Below are 13,903 nucleotides of genomic sequence, written 5' to 3'. Positions count from 1 at the left end.
ACCATGCGCCCGGTTTTGCAGAACTCTGCCGCCAGGCGATTGTTTCTGCACCGCCATCTGCTTGGCGACCGGCCGGCTGGCCCGGGTAAGGGCGAAGACCTGATGCAGGTGATCCGTGCGCTTGGATTCGTACAGGTGGATTCGGTCAGTACAGTCGCCCGCGCCCATCACATGATCCTGTTTGCGCGGCGCCCGGCCTATCGGCAGAACGCGTTGAAGCGCCTTCTTGAACGCGATCGGCAGCTGTTCGAACACTGGACGCATGATGCGTCGATTATTCCGCTGGATTATTATCGCCACTGGCATTTGCGTTTTGACCGACAGAAGGCGCGGCTGGCCGCCAAATGGGAGAATTGGCAGGGCACGGCCTATCTGGACGAGTTGAACAAGGTCCTTGACCATACGCGGGCGAATGGCGCCGTCCGGTCGAGCGATCTTTTGGATGACGACAGCCGCGGACAGTCGGGGGGCTGGTGGAACTGGCATCCCTCAAAAGCGGCGCTGGAATATCTGTGGCATACCGGGCAGTTGGCGGTCAGCAAACGGCAGGGGTTTCAAAAATACTACGACCTTCCCGAAACGACGTTTCCGGAGTTTCATGCGCAGCCGCGGCCTGTCGCCGAGGAGTCGATCGACTGGTTCTGTAACGGCGCGCTGGACCGGCTGGGATTTGCGACCTCGGGAGAGATCGCAGCCTTTTGGGCCCATGCCACGCCACAGGAATCCAAGGACTGGGTCGCGGCGGAGCTCTCGGCCGGTCGGATCGAAGAGGTTGACGTGATCGGTGCCGACGGAAAGGCGCGCAAGAGCGTGGCACGACCGGGCATCGTAGAGGAGGCCGCCGAATTGCCCCCGCCGCCTGCCCGCGTTCGGATCCTGAGCCCGTTCGATCCGGCGCTGCGGGGCCGGAACCGGGCAGAGCGGCTGTTCGGCTTTTTCTACCGGATTGAGATCTTCGTGCCGGAGGCAAAGCGGCAATATGGCTATTACGTCTTCCCGATCCTCGAAGGTGACCGCCTTATCGGGCGGATCGATATGAAAGCGGATCGTGACGCGCGGGTGCTCCGGGTGAGCAAGCTATGGCTGGAACCCGGCATCCGTGCCTCTGCCGGGCGGATCGCAAAGCTTGAGGCAGAGCTGGATCGTATGGCCCGCTTTGCGGACTGCGACAGCTATGATCTGGCGGCGGGCTGGGTGCAGTAAAAGACTGCGTTGCCCCTAATTCCCAACAAAAAAGGCCGCCCAGCTTGGCGGGCGGCCCTGTGTTTCATTTATTTCAGAATTTTCAGCACAAGCCGACAGAGCGCCCGGTCAGGACCTTCACCAGATGCGCGCGGTATTCGGCGGAGCCATGCATATCCGCGATCATGTCGTCGGCAGGCACAGTCAGCCCTTCGATTGCCCCGGCGGAGAAATCCGACGCCAGCGCCTCTTCGGCCTCCGTCCAGCGAAAGACCCCGTCGTTGGAGGCGCCGGTGACGCCGACGCCCACGCGATCCGCATATTTGGCGACGAAGACGCCGGTCAGCGGGAAGCGGGAGGCGGGCTGTTCGAACTTGTAGTAGTAGGACGCCTCCGGGATCGGGAATTTGACGGCGGTGATGATCTCACCCTCTTCCAGCGCCGTGGCGAACATGCCCTGGAAGTAGTCATCCGCCGCAATCTCGCGCCTGTCGGTGACGATGGTCGCCTGGCAGGCCATGGCCGCCGAGGGGTAGCAGGCCGAAGGGTCGTTGTTGGCAAGCGAGCCGCCGATGGTGCCGCGGTTGCGGACCGCCGGGTCGCCGATCAGGGAGGCGAGCCGCGCAAGGCCCGGGAAATCCGTGGCCTCCTTCGCGACCTGACCATGGGTGGTGGCGCCCTTGATGGTCATCACGCCGCCTGCGGAAGAGAGGCCGACGAGGTCGGAAATACCCAGCAGGCTGACCAGTTTCGACGGCATGTTCAGCCGCTGTTTCAGCGTCGGGATCAAAGTCTGACCGCCGGAGAGGGGCTGTGCGTCCTCCTCCTGCAGGGCGGCCAGCGCCTCGTCCAGCGTCTTGGGTTTGACGAATTCAAAGTTGTACATCTCGTGGCTCCCTGAGATCAGCTGTTCATGGCGGCCCAGACGCGGGACGGCGAAAGCGGCATGTCGATATGGTCGACACTGTGCCCCGCGCGGTTGAGCGCGTCCAGTACCGCATTGACCAAAGCGGGGGGTGATCCGATTGCGCCCGCCTCCCCGCAGCCCTTCACGCCCAAGGGGTTATGGGTGCAGGGGGTCTGGCAGGAATGGTCAACGGTGATCATCGGCAGGTCCTTGGCGCGCGGCATGGCATAATCCATATAGCTTGCCGAAAGGAGCTGGCCATTCTCGTCATAGACGCAGTTTTCCAGCATGGCCTGGCCGATGCCCTGCCCCACGCCGCCATGCACCTGGCCTTCGACGATCATCGGGTTGATGACATTGCCAAAATCGTCTGCGGCGGTGAAGTTCAGCACGTCGACCTTGCCGGTGCCCTCGTCCACCTCGACCTCGCAGATATAGGTGCCGGAGGGGTAGGTGAAGTTGGCCGGATCGTAGAAGGCCGTCTCCTCCAGCCCCGGTTCGACCGAATCGAGCGGGTAGTTATGCGGGACATAGGCGGCGAGGGTCACATCCCCCCAGGCCAGCGATTTATCGGTGCCGGCGACGGTGAACTGGCCGTCCTTCAGCTCGATATCCGCGTCAGACGCCTCCATGATATGGGCGGCGATCTTCTTGGCCTTGTTGATGACCTTTTCCGCCGCGCGGACCATGGCCGAGCCACCCACCGCGATGGAGCGGGAGCCGTAGGTGCCCATGCCCATCGGGGTGTTGGCGGTGTCGCCATGCACGATCTCCACCTGGTCGGCGGAGATGCCGATCATGTCGGCGATCACCTGCGGGAAGGTCGTCTCATGCCCCTGGCCGTGGCTGTGAGAGCCGGTCATGACCACGATGCCGCCCGTCGCATTCACACGAACCGTCGCGGATTCGTAGAGGCCCGCCCGGGCGCCAAGCTGACCGACGAGGTTCGAGGGCGCGATGCCGCAGGCCTCGATATAGTTGGAGATGCCAAAGCCGCGCAGCTTGCCGTTCTTCTTCGACTCGGCCGCGCGCGCCTCAAACCCGGCGCGGTCCGACAGCTCCAGCGCCTTGTCGAGCGTGGCGTGGTAATTGCCGGTGTCATATTCGACCGCCACGGGGGTGGCATAGGGGAACATGTCGGGCGTGATGAAGTTCTGGCGCCGCAGCTCTGCCGGATCGACGCCCAGCTCCCGCGCTGCCTTGTCGACGCAGCGTTCCAGCTGGAAGGTCGCCTCCGGTCGCCCTGCCCCGCGATAGGCATCGACGGGCACGGTATTGGTGAAGACCGCCTTCACGTTCACATAGATCAGCGGGGTCTTGTAGTTCCCGGCCATCAGCGTGCCATGCAGCCAGGTCGGGACGGAGGGCGCGAATGTGCTGAGATAGGCGCCCATGTTCGCGTAGGTTTCGGTGCGCAGCGCGGTGAAGTTGTTGTCCGCATCCAGCGCGATCTGGATCTTCGACACATGGTCGCGGCCATGGGCGTCGGAGATGAAGGCCTCCGACCGGCTGGAGGTCCATTTCACGGGACGCTTCAGCTGCTTGGCGGCGAAGGTGCAGAAGGCCTCTTCGGCATAGTGGAAAATCTTGGTGCCAAAGCCGCCGCCCACATCGGGCGCCACAACGCGCAGCTTGTGTTCCGGGATGCCGAGGACAAAGGCGCCCATCAGCAGGCGGATCACATGCGGGTTCTGCGAGGTGGTGTAGAGCGTGGAGCTGTCATCATGCGGGGCATAGTCGCCTACGGCCACGCGCGGCTCCATCGGGTTGGCGACGAGGCGGTTGTTGACCAGCTCCAGCGTGGTGACATGGGCGGCCTTTTCAAAGGCTTCCTCCACAGCCGCCTTGTTCTCCTCCACGAAGCCCCAGTCGTAGCAGAGGTTCGACGTCAGGTCGTCATGCACCTTGACGGAGCTGTCGGCGACGGCCTTTTTCATGTCGATCACGGCGGGCAGTTCGTCGATATCGACGACGATCGCCTCTGCCGCGTCACGGGCCTGTTCCAGCGTATCGGCCACCACGGCGGCGATGATTTCGCCCACGTGGCGGACCTTGCCTTCGGCGAGGATCGGGTGCTTGGGCTCCTGCATGGGCTGGCCATGCTTGTCCGTCACCTGCCAGCCGCAGGGCAGACCGCCGACACCGTCAAAATCCTTGGCGGTGAAGATGCGCAGCACGCCCGGCATCTCGGCGGCGGAGGCGGTGTCGACCGCCGTCAGCGTGCCATGGGCCACGTCGGAGCGCAGGAAGTACACATAGGCCTGGCCGCGCAGGTTGATGTCGTCCGTATACCGGCCGGTGCCGGTCAGGAACCGGATGTCTTCGCGCCGCTTGGTGCTGGCGCCGATACCGTCTTTGGGCATGGTCTCTCCTCCCAGAAAGTATGTCAGTTCGCTTGCGTATGGATCTTGGCGGGCTCCTCTTCCCGCGGGGGTCCGGCAGGCTTATTCGGCGGCGACCGCCGGGACCTCCTGCCCCGAAGCAGCAAGGATCGCACGCACGATATTGTGGTAGCCCGTGCAGCGGCAGATATTGCCATGCAGGTGCTCGCGGATCTCGGCCTCCGTCGGCTTGGGGTTCTCGGCCAGCAGGCCGGCTGCGGACATCACCATGCCCGGCGTGCAGAAACCGCACTGCAGGCCATGGTAGTCCTGAAACGCCTGCTGGATCTTGTTGAGCGAGCCGTCGGCATTGGCCTGGCCTTCGATCGTTGCCACATCGGCGCCGTCTGCCTCGGCGGCGAACATGGTGCAGGCCTTGACCTGCTTGCCGTCGACATGGACCGTGCAGGCGCCGCACTGGCTGGTGTCACAGCCGACATGGGTGCCGGTCAGGCCCAGCTCTTCGCGCAGGAACTGCACCAGAAGCGTGCGGCCCTCCACCTCTCCGGACATGGACTTGCCATTGACCGTCATGGTTACTTTCATGGATTTCTCCTCCCTGGCTTATTCTGCTGAGGATCGTCGGAGATCGCTCAGGACGTCATCCGTTTGAACCAGCCCTTTTTAGGCTGATCGTCACCTTCCGCCGGCGCCTCGTCCGAGGGGCCCGCGACGGCGTTGTCGAAATTCTCGAAGAATTGGTCGGCCATCTTCTTGGCGAAACCGTCGATAATACGGCTGCCGAGCTGGGCAAGCTTGCCACCCACCTTCGCCTCGACCTCGTAATGCAGACGCGTGCCGCCATCGATCTCTTCCAGGCGGACATTGGCGCCGCCCTTGGCGAAGCCTGCCGCGCCGCCCTTGCCTTCGCCGGTCAGGGTCAGGCTTTCATTCTCCACCATGTTGGAGATCGTGACCTCGCCTTTGAAGGTCGCCTTCACCGGCCCGACCTTCTGAACCACGGTCGCCTCGAACCCGTCCTGGGCGTTTCCGGTCAGTTCCGTACAGCCGGGCACGCATTCCTTAAGGACCTCGGGCGTCATCATGGCCTGATAGACGGTGGCGCGGTCAGCGGAGATGTCTCGGGAATCAGTAAGTTGCATCCGGGGCCTCCTAAGTTACCCTGACCCTAGCGTCAGATTTGCCGGGTGCAAATGGTACATATTTCGCATTGCAGACATTTCCAGCCGCCGCGCCCCGGATTGCGGAACAACTTTTGCGGTGCCGGAGGCGTCCCGCCCGGCCGCCGCAGCGCTGCTTGGTGGTCAAAAGAGCCCGCGTATTTGCAGCCTATTGCGAAGGCAGGCTGGCGCCGGTCATGCCGTGCCGCGATCTGACAGACGCTGTGCCACCCGGGCCATGGCACGGGCATAATCCGCAACGATCCTGTCTTCTGACGGATGATGCCCGCCGGAAATCACTTTGCGGCCGCGCACGATCACATCGCCGACCTGGAACCCCCGGCCGCCAAAGACGTGAAAATCCAGCTCCGTCTCCGGATCTGTCTGTGGCAGGGCGCCCGGCTCGGCCATGGTCAGTTCAACAAAGCTCGCCATGCCCCCGACCGCGATGCCCTGCTCCGGCCGCCCGGCAGCCCGGGCGCCGCCCTGTGCGGCACGGGACCAGAGATTCGTTGCGACATGGGGCATCTGCACCCCCGCCAGTACATTGCGCTGACGGTCCCGCAGGCGCTGACTGTATTCAAGCTGCTGCAGTTCCTGCGCTGCGACGGTGGCAATATTGGAATCCGACCCGATCCCGAAAATGCCGCCCTGCTCCAGAAACGCCGGGGCCGGAAATATGCCGTCGCCGAGGTTTGCTTCTGTCAGGGGACAGAGGCCGACGGTCGCGCCCGCACGGGCGATCATCGCCACTTCGTTCTCGTCGAGATGTGTCGCATGGATCAGGCACCAGCTGCGATCCACCTCGGCCAGGTCAAACAGCTGGCTGACCGGACGGCGCCCGGAGGATGCGAGCGAGCCCTCGACCTCTTTCGTCTGTTCGGCGACATGAATGTGAACCGGGCAACCCGGCAGGATATCCGCACGGATATTCATCAGAAGCCCGATCTCTTCGGGTGTCGCGGCGCGCAGGGAATGCGGGGCGATCCCAAGGGTATGCCCCGCCGCGGCGGCCGGCCCCTTCAGGTCTTCGATCATCCGGACATAGGTGTCGGGCCCAAGTATGAACCGGCGCTGGCCTTCGGTGGGCGGCAGACCGCCAAAATTCGAATGGGCGTAAAAGACCGGAAGATGGGTCAGATCGAGGCCGGTCGCACGCGCCGCCTCGAAAATGCCGAGCGACAGCTCCTCGGGCCGGGTGTAGTATCTGCCGTCGATATCGTTGTGCAGGTAGTGAAACTCCACCACCCCGGTATAGCCGCCCTTGAGCAGCGATAGGTACAGACGTTCGGCGATGGCCTGCGTGTCTTCCGGCGACAGGGTCAGGGCGAAGAAATACATGATATCGCGCCAGGACCAGAAACTGTCGACCGGGTTGCGCCTGACCTCGGACAGGCCGGCCATGGCATATTGAAACGCGTGGCTGTGCAGATCGGTGATCCCGGGCACAACTGGATTATCGTAAACCGGCAATTGGGCGGGATTGTCATCGCAATCGGCCGCCGCGATCAGGCCGCGATCATCAAAGCGAACGGACAGGTTGCGGACCCAGCCATCGGGTGTCAGGGCCTTTTTGAAATGCGCGCCGGCGAGACCCTGAAACGTCATCGTGTTTTCCTCTCGAATGCATCACCGCCGACCGAGCGCAGGAAGCGCCACGGGTGGGCCTTGGTGCCCCAGACCAATAATGGCAGATTTGATCGGATATGATCGGGTTTGCCCCTGCCGTGCGTAGCAAGTGATTGGCGTGACCGCAATCACGCTCATCCAAGGTGCAAATCTGATTGAAAATATTGGTCGGAGTGAGAGGATTCGAACCTCCGGCCCCTGCCTCCCGAAGACAGTGCTCTACCAGGCTGAGCTACACTCCGACCGTGAGGCAGCGGGGTAGCGACTTTGCATTTGCTTGGCAAGAGGGAACTGAGCTGCCTCTGCCGCAAAACAACTGGGGCCTGTGGTCATCGGTCCGGAACACCGCCGCGGGCCGATGACAGCTGGCGTGTGCGCGGACCGGCGAGGCCCGCGTCACCCGCGATGCCGTCAGTGTCCGCGCTGTCTCAAGTCGTTCAGGTGAAGGCGCCGCAGGATAGGCCCGATGCGCAGCGCCGCCGGCGTGCCGATCCGATTGCGCGAGCGCAGAACCGGCGTGTTGGCGGAGGCCCCGCCCCGGCTTTCACGGAAGACGATATACAGACCGCTTGCGATAACAACGCCTGCACCGATCAGCGTGGTTCTGGTGGGGGTTTCATCGAAGAAGAGGGCGCCAAACAGGATGGCCCAGAGGATCTGGGAATATTGCATGGGCGCGATCAGGGCGGCCTCTGCCCGCCGGTAGGCGGCAATGGCCAGGGACATAGCCGTGAAGGCCAGCAGCGCGATCAGGGCCAGCCCGCCAATGTGCATGATCGGCATCGGTCGATAGACGAAGGGCAGAATGGCTCCCATGATCAAAAAGTTTGCCATCAGAGGGTAGAGAAGCAGAACCACGGCGCGCTCTTCCGAGCCAATGCGCCGCATGACCACAGAAGAAAACGCCCCGCAGACGGCCGCCACCAGCGCGGCTGCATGGCCTAGGGTCAGGGGTTCTTTCCCGGGCTGAAGCACGATGACGATACCGATCAGACCGACAATGACGGCAATGCCGCGCCGCAGCCGGACCTTTTCGCCCAGGATGGGGATGGCGAGCACCGTGATCAACAGCGGCGAGGCAAAGAGGATCGCATAGGCATCGGCCAGCGGCAGGACCGAAAAGGCGTAGAACGCCGAAATGCTGGCCGTGATCGCGGCCATGGTCCGGGCGATGACCCATCTGGGATGCACCGGGCGCAGATTGCCGGCCGTGGCATCGCGCATCAGCACCAGCGTGCTGATCGGGAAGGAGAACAGGACCGAAAAGAAGATGATCTGGAAGGGCGCATAGGCCCCGCCCAGGGATTTGACCACCACGTCATGGGTCGAAAACAGAGCAAAGGCGAGAAGGGCCAGAAGGATCCCGGCCAGTGGTCCGCGCATGGCGACCTCCGTTCCGATCCTCCCTTTCGGGTATCGTACCGGCTGACCGGCGGGGATCAAGCCCCGCCGGCCGGAATGGTCAGAGCGTGGCGTCGAGCGCCTTGATCACGGCATCGCCCATCTCGGTCGTGGTGGCGGGGGTGATGCCTTCTTCGTTTAGCAGGTCGGCGGTGCGGATGCCGGAGGCCAGCACATCGTTGACGGCCTTTTCCAGCCGCGCGGCCTCTTCGCCCATGTCGAAGCTGTAGCGCAGCGCCATGGCAAAGCTGAGGATACAGGCGCAGGGGTTTGCCTTGCCCTGCCCGGCGATATCGGGGGCGGAGCCGTGCACCGGCTCGTACAATGCCTTGGGCCGGCCATTGGCCATCGGCGCGCCGAGCGATGCGGAGGGCAGCATGCCCAGCGATCCGGTCAACATGGCCGCCAGATCCGACAGCAGGTCGCCAAAGAGGTTGTCGGTGACGATGACGTCGAACTGCTTGGGCCAGCGGGTCAACTGCATGGCGCCGGCGTCTGCGTACATGTGGCTGAGCTCGACCTCGGGGTAATCCTTGCCGACCTCGGTCACGACTTCGCGCCAGAGGATGCCGGATTCCATGACATTGGCCTTTTCCATGGAGCAGAGTTTCTTGCCGCGCCGCATCGCCAGTTCAAAGGCAGACCGCGCCACCCGGTCGATCTCCGACTCGGTGTAGCGCTGCGTGTTGATGCCGACGCGCTCATTGCCTTCCTCGAAGATGCCGCGCGGTTCGCCGAAATAGACGCCGGAGGTCAGTTCGCGCACGATCATGATGTCGAGGCCCGCGACCACGTCCTTTTTGAGCGAGGAGAAATCGGCCAGCGCGTCAAAACACTGGGCCGGGCGCAGGTTGGAGAACAGGTCCATTTCCTTGCGCAGGCGCAGCAGCCCGCGCTCCGGCTTTACGGAAAAATCAAGGTTGTCGTATTTCGGCCCGCCCACGGCGCCCAGCAGGACGGCGTCGACCTCCTGCGCCTTGGCCATGGTGTCGTCATGCAGCGGCGTGCCGTGCTTGTCATAGGCGCAGCCGCCGACCAAATCCTCGAAGACGTCGAAGGTGATGCCACGCTTTGCCCCGAACCAGTCGATGATCTTGCGGACCTCGGCCATGACTTCGGGGCCGATCCCGTCACCGGGGAGGATAAGAAGCGAGGGGTTGGACATGGGGCGTTCCTTTCAGACGGCGGTTGGCCTCGGGTAAACTGCGCCGCGGGGAGGGTCAAGAAGCCGCCCACGCTGCAGGGCAGCGTCAGGGGCGCGCCTGTGTCAGCAAAGGCGCCAGCCCCTCTTCCAGTACCGACCAGGCGAGCGCCACCCGTGGATTGCGCCGCATCGCCTCATGCGCGGCCAGCCAGACGTCGAGCGGTGGCACCGGGACATCGGGTAGAATGGGCTCTACCAGCGGCTCTGACGCGGCGACGGCGCGCTGGCCAAAGCCGATGCCGCAGCCGGATCGGAGGAGCTGCCAGTAGGTCACCTGATCATCGCAGCGGATGGCAAAATCTTCCCGCGTGAGGGTCAGCCCCGCCCCCCGCATGCCACGCAGGATCAGGTCCGAAGTGTCAAAGCCGATCAGGTCATGGCCGGCGAGGTCCTGCATGCTCTGCGGCCGGCCGCGCCTGTCGAGATAGCTCTTTGCGGCAAAGGCGCCGATCTCCAGCGCACCGAGGCGGCGGGTCACGATATCCAGTTGTTCGGAGCGGTACATGCGTACGGCGATATCGGCCTCTCGATACAGCAGGTTTTCGGAACTGTCCGAGGGGATCAGGACAATGTCCATCTCCGGCGCCTTTTCTCTCAGGCGGGTGATGAGCGGCGGCAGGTGATGGTGCGCCACGATATGGGACGCGGTGATGCGCAACGTGCCGCGCAGCCCGTTGTCGCGGCCCGCGGCGGCCAGCCGGACCTCCGCCATGGCGTCGGCCATGCGTTGCGCGGCGGGCAGGATCGCCTGCCCCTGCGGCGTCAGGACGAGGCCGCGGGGCTGTCGGACAAACAGCTCCAACCCGCTGTGCGCCTCCAGCTGCTTGATCTGGCGCCCGAGCGTGGGTTGCGACAGGCCCAGCCTCCGCGCCGCCGCGGAGAGAGAGCCCTCCTCCGCAACTGCGAGGAAGATTTGCAGCAGGGACCAGTCGAGTCGGTCGAGGTGGCTATCCATTCAATTATGAATATCAAACCTGCACAATCTGACAATTCCCATTCAAACAGGAAGGGAGCACCTTTGGTCTTATCAAATGGAGTGTTGTTATGACCGCACAGATTTCGAAAGGCACCGCCCTGATCCTGGGGCCGACCGGCAAGTTCGGCCGGCATGCGCTGAATGCCTTTGCCGACCAAGGCTGGGACGTGATCGCCTTTGATCGCAAAAAGGATGACCTGATGACCGAAGCAGGCCGGGCACAGATCATCGTCATGGGCTGGCATCCGCCCGATTACTCCAGCTGGGGCAAAGAGATGCCGGCGATGCACCGCAAGGTGATCGAGGCGGCGCGCCAGTCCGGCGCCACCGTCATCCTGCCCGGCAATGTCTATGTTTACGGCAGTGGCACACCCGGGCCCTGGACCGGATCAACACCGCATAACGCCCGCAACAGCCTGGGCCGGATCCGGATCGAGGTCGAGCAGATGTACCGCGACGCCGGCGTCCGCACCATTCTTCTGCGCTGTGGCGATTTCATCGACGACCGGCCTTCGGGAAACTGGTTCGACCGGTTCATCACGCGGCCCGTGCCAAAGGCAAAGATCGCCTATCCCGGGCCGCTGGATGTGCCGCATGCATGGGCCTATCTGCCCGACGCCGCGCGTGTGGCTGCCATGCTGGCCGACCGGCGCGCGGACCTCGCGCGGTTTGAGGAGGTGCTTTTCCCCGGCTACACCCTGACGGGCCGCGAGATGGCCGCCAGCATTGGCCAGGCCATTGGTCAGCCCGTGGCCGCCGGGCGGATGTCCTGGCTGCCGCTTTGGATCGCGCGGCCCTTTGTGCCCGTCCTGCGCGGGGTATTCGAGATGCGATACCTCTGGTCGCTGCCGCATCGTCTGGACGGGGCCCGGCTGACCGAGCTGCTGCCCGGCTATCGCGATACGCCCCAGAGCTCGGCATTCTCCGCCGCGCTGGCGCATCTGTCTGCCCGGGGATCAGGGCGGCCAGGCAAGCTCCAGCAGCAGAGGCGCGTGACGGCTGAGAGCGGGGTCGATCTCTGACAGCTTCGCGGAACGCAGGGTCAGCCCGGCGGATGGCAAAAGGTAGTCGGTCCGCAGCCTGCCCGCGCCAGGCGTTCCGAAATCGGCTGTGGGACCCGCCAGATCGGGCGGGTCCTGCACAGCGGAATGGGCGAGCAGGTCGCGGATCGCGTCTTTCCGGCCTTCCCCATGCTCCGGGTCCAGATTGGCAACACCGGCGATGACAAAGGGCGGGTCTGGCGGCGGGCCGAACAGGCCGGCCAGACGATGGCGCCAGAAGGCAATCTCATCATGGTTCCGGCGGCCGTTCCGGTCCTCCGGCCCGTCAAAAACCGGCGGCGCGGCCTGAAAGATCAAGAGCGTCAGCGCAGCATCCCCGGTGTCCACAATGGCTTCGGCATGGGTTGTGGAGGACAGGCGCTGAAGTCCGTGGGCGGTCGCCTCCGGGCCGGTCCGGCCCGCAGCGTCGATGAATAACGATCCCGGCAGGTCGGACCACAGCAGCGCATTGTGATCCGTGATCCCGCGCAGCGGCCATTGCGACAGTATGGCAAGGGAGGACTGGCCTTCGTACCGTCCGTATCCCTGGGCATCCGCCGGCTCTCCGGTCCGGCCATTTTCGTTTAGATCCAGCCCCGTGGGCAGGCCGCTGTTGGACCGCGGCGCGGCGATATGGGCATAGGCCGGCCCGTTCGCCCCGGCGATCCGGTCGGCCAGCGCATGAAGCGTCCGGTGCTCTGCGTCAAAATCCAGGCCCGCCAGGATCACGATATTGGCGCGGGCGGCGGCAATCACCCGCGCGATGCCTTCTGTTCTCGGTGTGCCGCGCAGCAGGTCGCGCAGCAGCAGCCCGGGCCCTTCGGGTCGCATGTCGGTATGCCAGAACAGAATGCGCAGGCCGTCCGCCCGCAGAGGCGCAGACAAGAGGGACAGACATAGAGGCAGGACAAGAAATTGGGCGAGGACGCGTGTCCCTATCAGGCCGTTCAGGCGGCCTGCATGGCGTCTTCGCTGCGTGCCTCGGCATAGGCGCGGCGGCGCTTTTCCTCGATGATTTCGGCAATCCGCGCGAGCGCCACGCCACGGATAATCAGGTTCGCCGGAAGAAAGGCCCATGCCGCCATCACCCAGATCAGAGTATGCGGATTGCCGATACCGGAGACGTCGATAACCGAGGACGCCAGTTTGACCACCGCTGGCATAAGGAATGGCAGAAGAAACCCTAACACGATGTTAACGATCGAATCCCGTTTGAGACGGGAGATCACATCGCCGCCGCCGGTCGGGTCAAACAGAGGCAGGTTTATCCAGACGTTGAAAGCCCCGTAGCGGACCGGCCACCCATACACGCGAACGATCACGGAAAAGACGATCAGGCCGATTGCAGCCACGACATAAGCGATGCCAGCCGCATCCCGGACCATGTCGATGACCGTGGTCGGCGTATCCGCAGGCAAAGACAGGATGACCAGCCGCACCGGCGAATACGGGAAGTCGAGCGCATGCGCCATGAGTGTCGCCAGACGCATCAGAAGCGTGGCAATCGGGCTCTCCAATGCCGGGCCGGAGAGGTAGACCGTCAGCATCAGCACCATCCCGAACATGGTGAAATACCGCAGACGGTTCACCGGCGGGGCAAAGCGGAATTCGAGAATCGAGGGGAACTGGCTGGCATATTCCATGAAGGTGAACAGACCCGCTGCCAGAGCGACAAGCACGACCACCTGCGCCGCATCCGAGCCCACATCGGGCAACAGGAGCGACGGCGTCAGAATCGCTAACGCGATCAGGAATGCGCGCAAGAACGCGCCTGTCAGACGGACGATCACAGCTCTATCCCTTCAAACCGGGCCGGAGCAGCTTTGGCGCGCCCTCTTGTCCCAACTTGATGCCGCATTTGCGGTGCCTCATTATTGCCCCAATCTTGCCGCCTTTCCGCCAATGGCTCAAGACGCAGGTTTATAAGACCCCGGAATTGCGGCGATAACGCGGTAGAACTGGTGCCATCTTGCATCAATTCAGGCACGAAAAAGGGGCCATCGGGCCCCTTTTTACTATATTTTGTAGATAACTATTATCGTCCCCATAGGAGACCTGCCGC

At 63.6% G+C, this 13,903-nt stretch carries 12 protein-coding genes and 1 tRNA gene; 2 read left to right on the top strand and 11 right to left on the bottom strand.

What is annotated here, in order from left to right:
• The first annotated feature begins 3 nt into the window (after window positions 1-3).
• The gene (locus tag ACRARG_RS14175; protein WP_432690660.1) at window positions 4-1,203 is read left to right on the top strand and encodes a winged helix-turn-helix domain-containing protein; all 1,200 of its coding nucleotides are present in this window, start codon (window positions 4-6) and stop codon (window positions 1,201-1,203) included.
• 82 nt (window positions 1,204-1,285) lie between these two features.
• Here the strand turns inward: ACRARG_RS14175 and ACRARG_RS14170 are convergent, their stop codons facing one another.
• The 9 genes from ACRARG_RS14170 to ACRARG_RS14130 all read right to left on the bottom strand — a co-directional run bounded on the left by ACRARG_RS14170 (window position 1,286) and on the right by ACRARG_RS14130 (window position 10,780).
• Window positions 1,286-2,068, bottom strand: coding sequence for an FAD binding domain-containing protein (locus tag ACRARG_RS14170; RefSeq protein ID WP_432690659.1), 783 nt, complete (start codon window positions 2,066-2,068; stop codon window positions 1,286-1,288).
• 17 nt (window positions 2,069-2,085) lie between these two features.
• Window positions 2,086-4,452: a xanthine dehydrogenase family protein molybdopterin-binding subunit gene (locus ACRARG_RS14165; RefSeq protein ID WP_432690658.1), complete on the bottom strand. Its 2,367-nt coding sequence runs from the start codon at window positions 4,450-4,452 to the stop codon at window positions 2,086-2,088.
• An 81-nt stretch (window positions 4,453-4,533) separates the two neighbouring features.
• On the bottom strand, window positions 4,534-5,016 hold the full coding sequence (locus ACRARG_RS14160; RefSeq protein WP_432690657.1) for a (2Fe-2S)-binding protein: 483 nt from the start codon (window positions 5,014-5,016) through the stop codon (window positions 4,534-4,536).
• Window positions 5,017-5,063: 47 nt separating this feature from the next.
• Window positions 5,064-5,573: an SRPBCC family protein gene (locus ACRARG_RS14155; RefSeq protein ID WP_432690656.1), complete on the bottom strand. Its 510-nt coding sequence runs from the start codon at window positions 5,571-5,573 to the stop codon at window positions 5,064-5,066.
• Between the two features lie 213 nt (window positions 5,574-5,786).
• Complete coding sequence (locus ACRARG_RS14150; RefSeq protein ID WP_432690655.1) at window positions 5,787-7,199, bottom strand: formimidoylglutamate deiminase; 1,413 nt, start codon at window positions 7,197-7,199, stop codon at window positions 5,787-5,789.
• A 186-nt stretch (window positions 7,200-7,385) separates the two neighbouring features.
• Window positions 7,386-7,462: transfer RNA gene (locus ACRARG_RS14145), tRNA-Pro, on the bottom strand.
• 169 nt (window positions 7,463-7,631) lie between these two features.
• Complete coding sequence (locus ACRARG_RS14140) at window positions 7,632-8,603, bottom strand: DMT family transporter (protein ID WP_432690654.1); 972 nt, start codon at window positions 8,601-8,603, stop codon at window positions 7,632-7,634.
• 79 nt (window positions 8,604-8,682) lie between these two features.
• Entirely contained in the window at window positions 8,683-9,786 is a 1,104-nt protein-coding gene (leuB, locus tag ACRARG_RS14135) for a 3-isopropylmalate dehydrogenase (RefSeq protein WP_432690653.1), read from the bottom strand.
• Between the two features lie 85 nt (window positions 9,787-9,871).
• Window positions 9,872-10,780 (bottom strand): LysR family transcriptional regulator, encoded by a 909-nt coding sequence (locus ACRARG_RS14130; protein ID WP_432690652.1) that lies wholly within the window; start codon window positions 10,778-10,780, stop codon window positions 9,872-9,874.
• Window positions 10,781-10,869: 89 nt separating this feature from the next.
• Here ACRARG_RS14130 and ACRARG_RS14125 point away from each other — a divergent pair, with 89 nt between their 5' ends.
• Window positions 10,870-11,823 (top strand): Rossmann-fold NAD(P)-binding domain-containing protein, encoded by a 954-nt coding sequence (locus ACRARG_RS14125; protein WP_432690651.1) that lies wholly within the window; start codon window positions 10,870-10,872, stop codon window positions 11,821-11,823.
• Here ACRARG_RS14125 and ACRARG_RS14120 read toward each other — a convergent pair.
• A complete protein-coding gene (locus ACRARG_RS14120; protein WP_432690650.1) occupies window positions 11,758-12,726 on the bottom strand; it encodes an endonuclease/exonuclease/phosphatase family protein in 969 nt (322 codons plus the stop codon). The genes ACRARG_RS14125 and ACRARG_RS14120 overlap by 66 nt on opposite strands.
• 62 nt (window positions 12,727-12,788) lie before the next feature.
• Window positions 12,789-13,631, bottom strand: a complete 843-nt coding sequence (locus tag ACRARG_RS14115; protein WP_432690649.1) for a hypothetical protein — start codon at window positions 13,629-13,631, stop codon at window positions 12,789-12,791.
• Window positions 13,632-13,903: the final 272 nt, after the last annotated feature.

Source organism: Pseudooceanicola profundi, from assembly GCF_050897955.1.
In the GTDB taxonomy this organism is placed as follows: domain Bacteria; phylum Pseudomonadota; class Alphaproteobacteria; order Rhodobacterales; family Rhodobacteraceae; genus Pseudooceanicola.
This window is presented reverse-complemented; position numbering and strand designations above follow the sequence as displayed.

Bases quoted from the DNA above. Each gene is read 5' to 3' on its own strand.
- ACRARG_RS14175 (WP_432690660.1), top strand. From the start codon at position 4: ATGCGCCCGGTTTTGCAGAACTCTGCCGCCAGGCGATTGTTTCTGCAC.
- ACRARG_RS14170 (WP_432690659.1), bottom strand. From the start codon at position 2,068: ATGTACAACTTTGAATTCGTCAAACCCAAGACGCTGGACGAGGCGCTG.
- ACRARG_RS14165 (WP_432690658.1), bottom strand. From the start codon at position 4,452: ATGCCCAAAGACGGTATCGGCGCCAGCACCAAGCGGCGCGAAGACATC.
- ACRARG_RS14160 (WP_432690657.1), bottom strand. From the start codon at position 5,016: ATGAAAGTAACCATGACGGTCAATGGCAAGTCCATGTCCGGAGAGGTG.
- ACRARG_RS14155 (WP_432690656.1), bottom strand. From the start codon at position 5,573: ATGCAACTTACTGATTCCCGAGACATCTCCGCTGACCGCGCCACCGTC.
- ACRARG_RS14150 (WP_432690655.1), bottom strand. From the start codon at position 7,199: ATGACGTTTCAGGGTCTCGCCGGCGCGCATTTCAAAAAGGCCCTGACA.
- ACRARG_RS14140 (WP_432690654.1), bottom strand. From the start codon at position 8,603: ATGCGCGGACCACTGGCCGGGATCCTTCTGGCCCTTCTCGCCTTTGCT.
- leuB (WP_432690653.1), bottom strand. From the start codon at position 9,786: ATGTCCAACCCCTCGCTTCTTATCCTCCCCGGTGACGGGATCGGCCCC.
- ACRARG_RS14130 (WP_432690652.1), bottom strand. From the start codon at position 10,780: ATGGATAGCCACCTCGACCGACTCGACTGGTCCCTGCTGCAAATCTTC.
- ACRARG_RS14125 (WP_432690651.1), top strand. From the start codon at position 10,870: ATGACCGCACAGATTTCGAAAGGCACCGCCCTGATCCTGGGGCCGACC.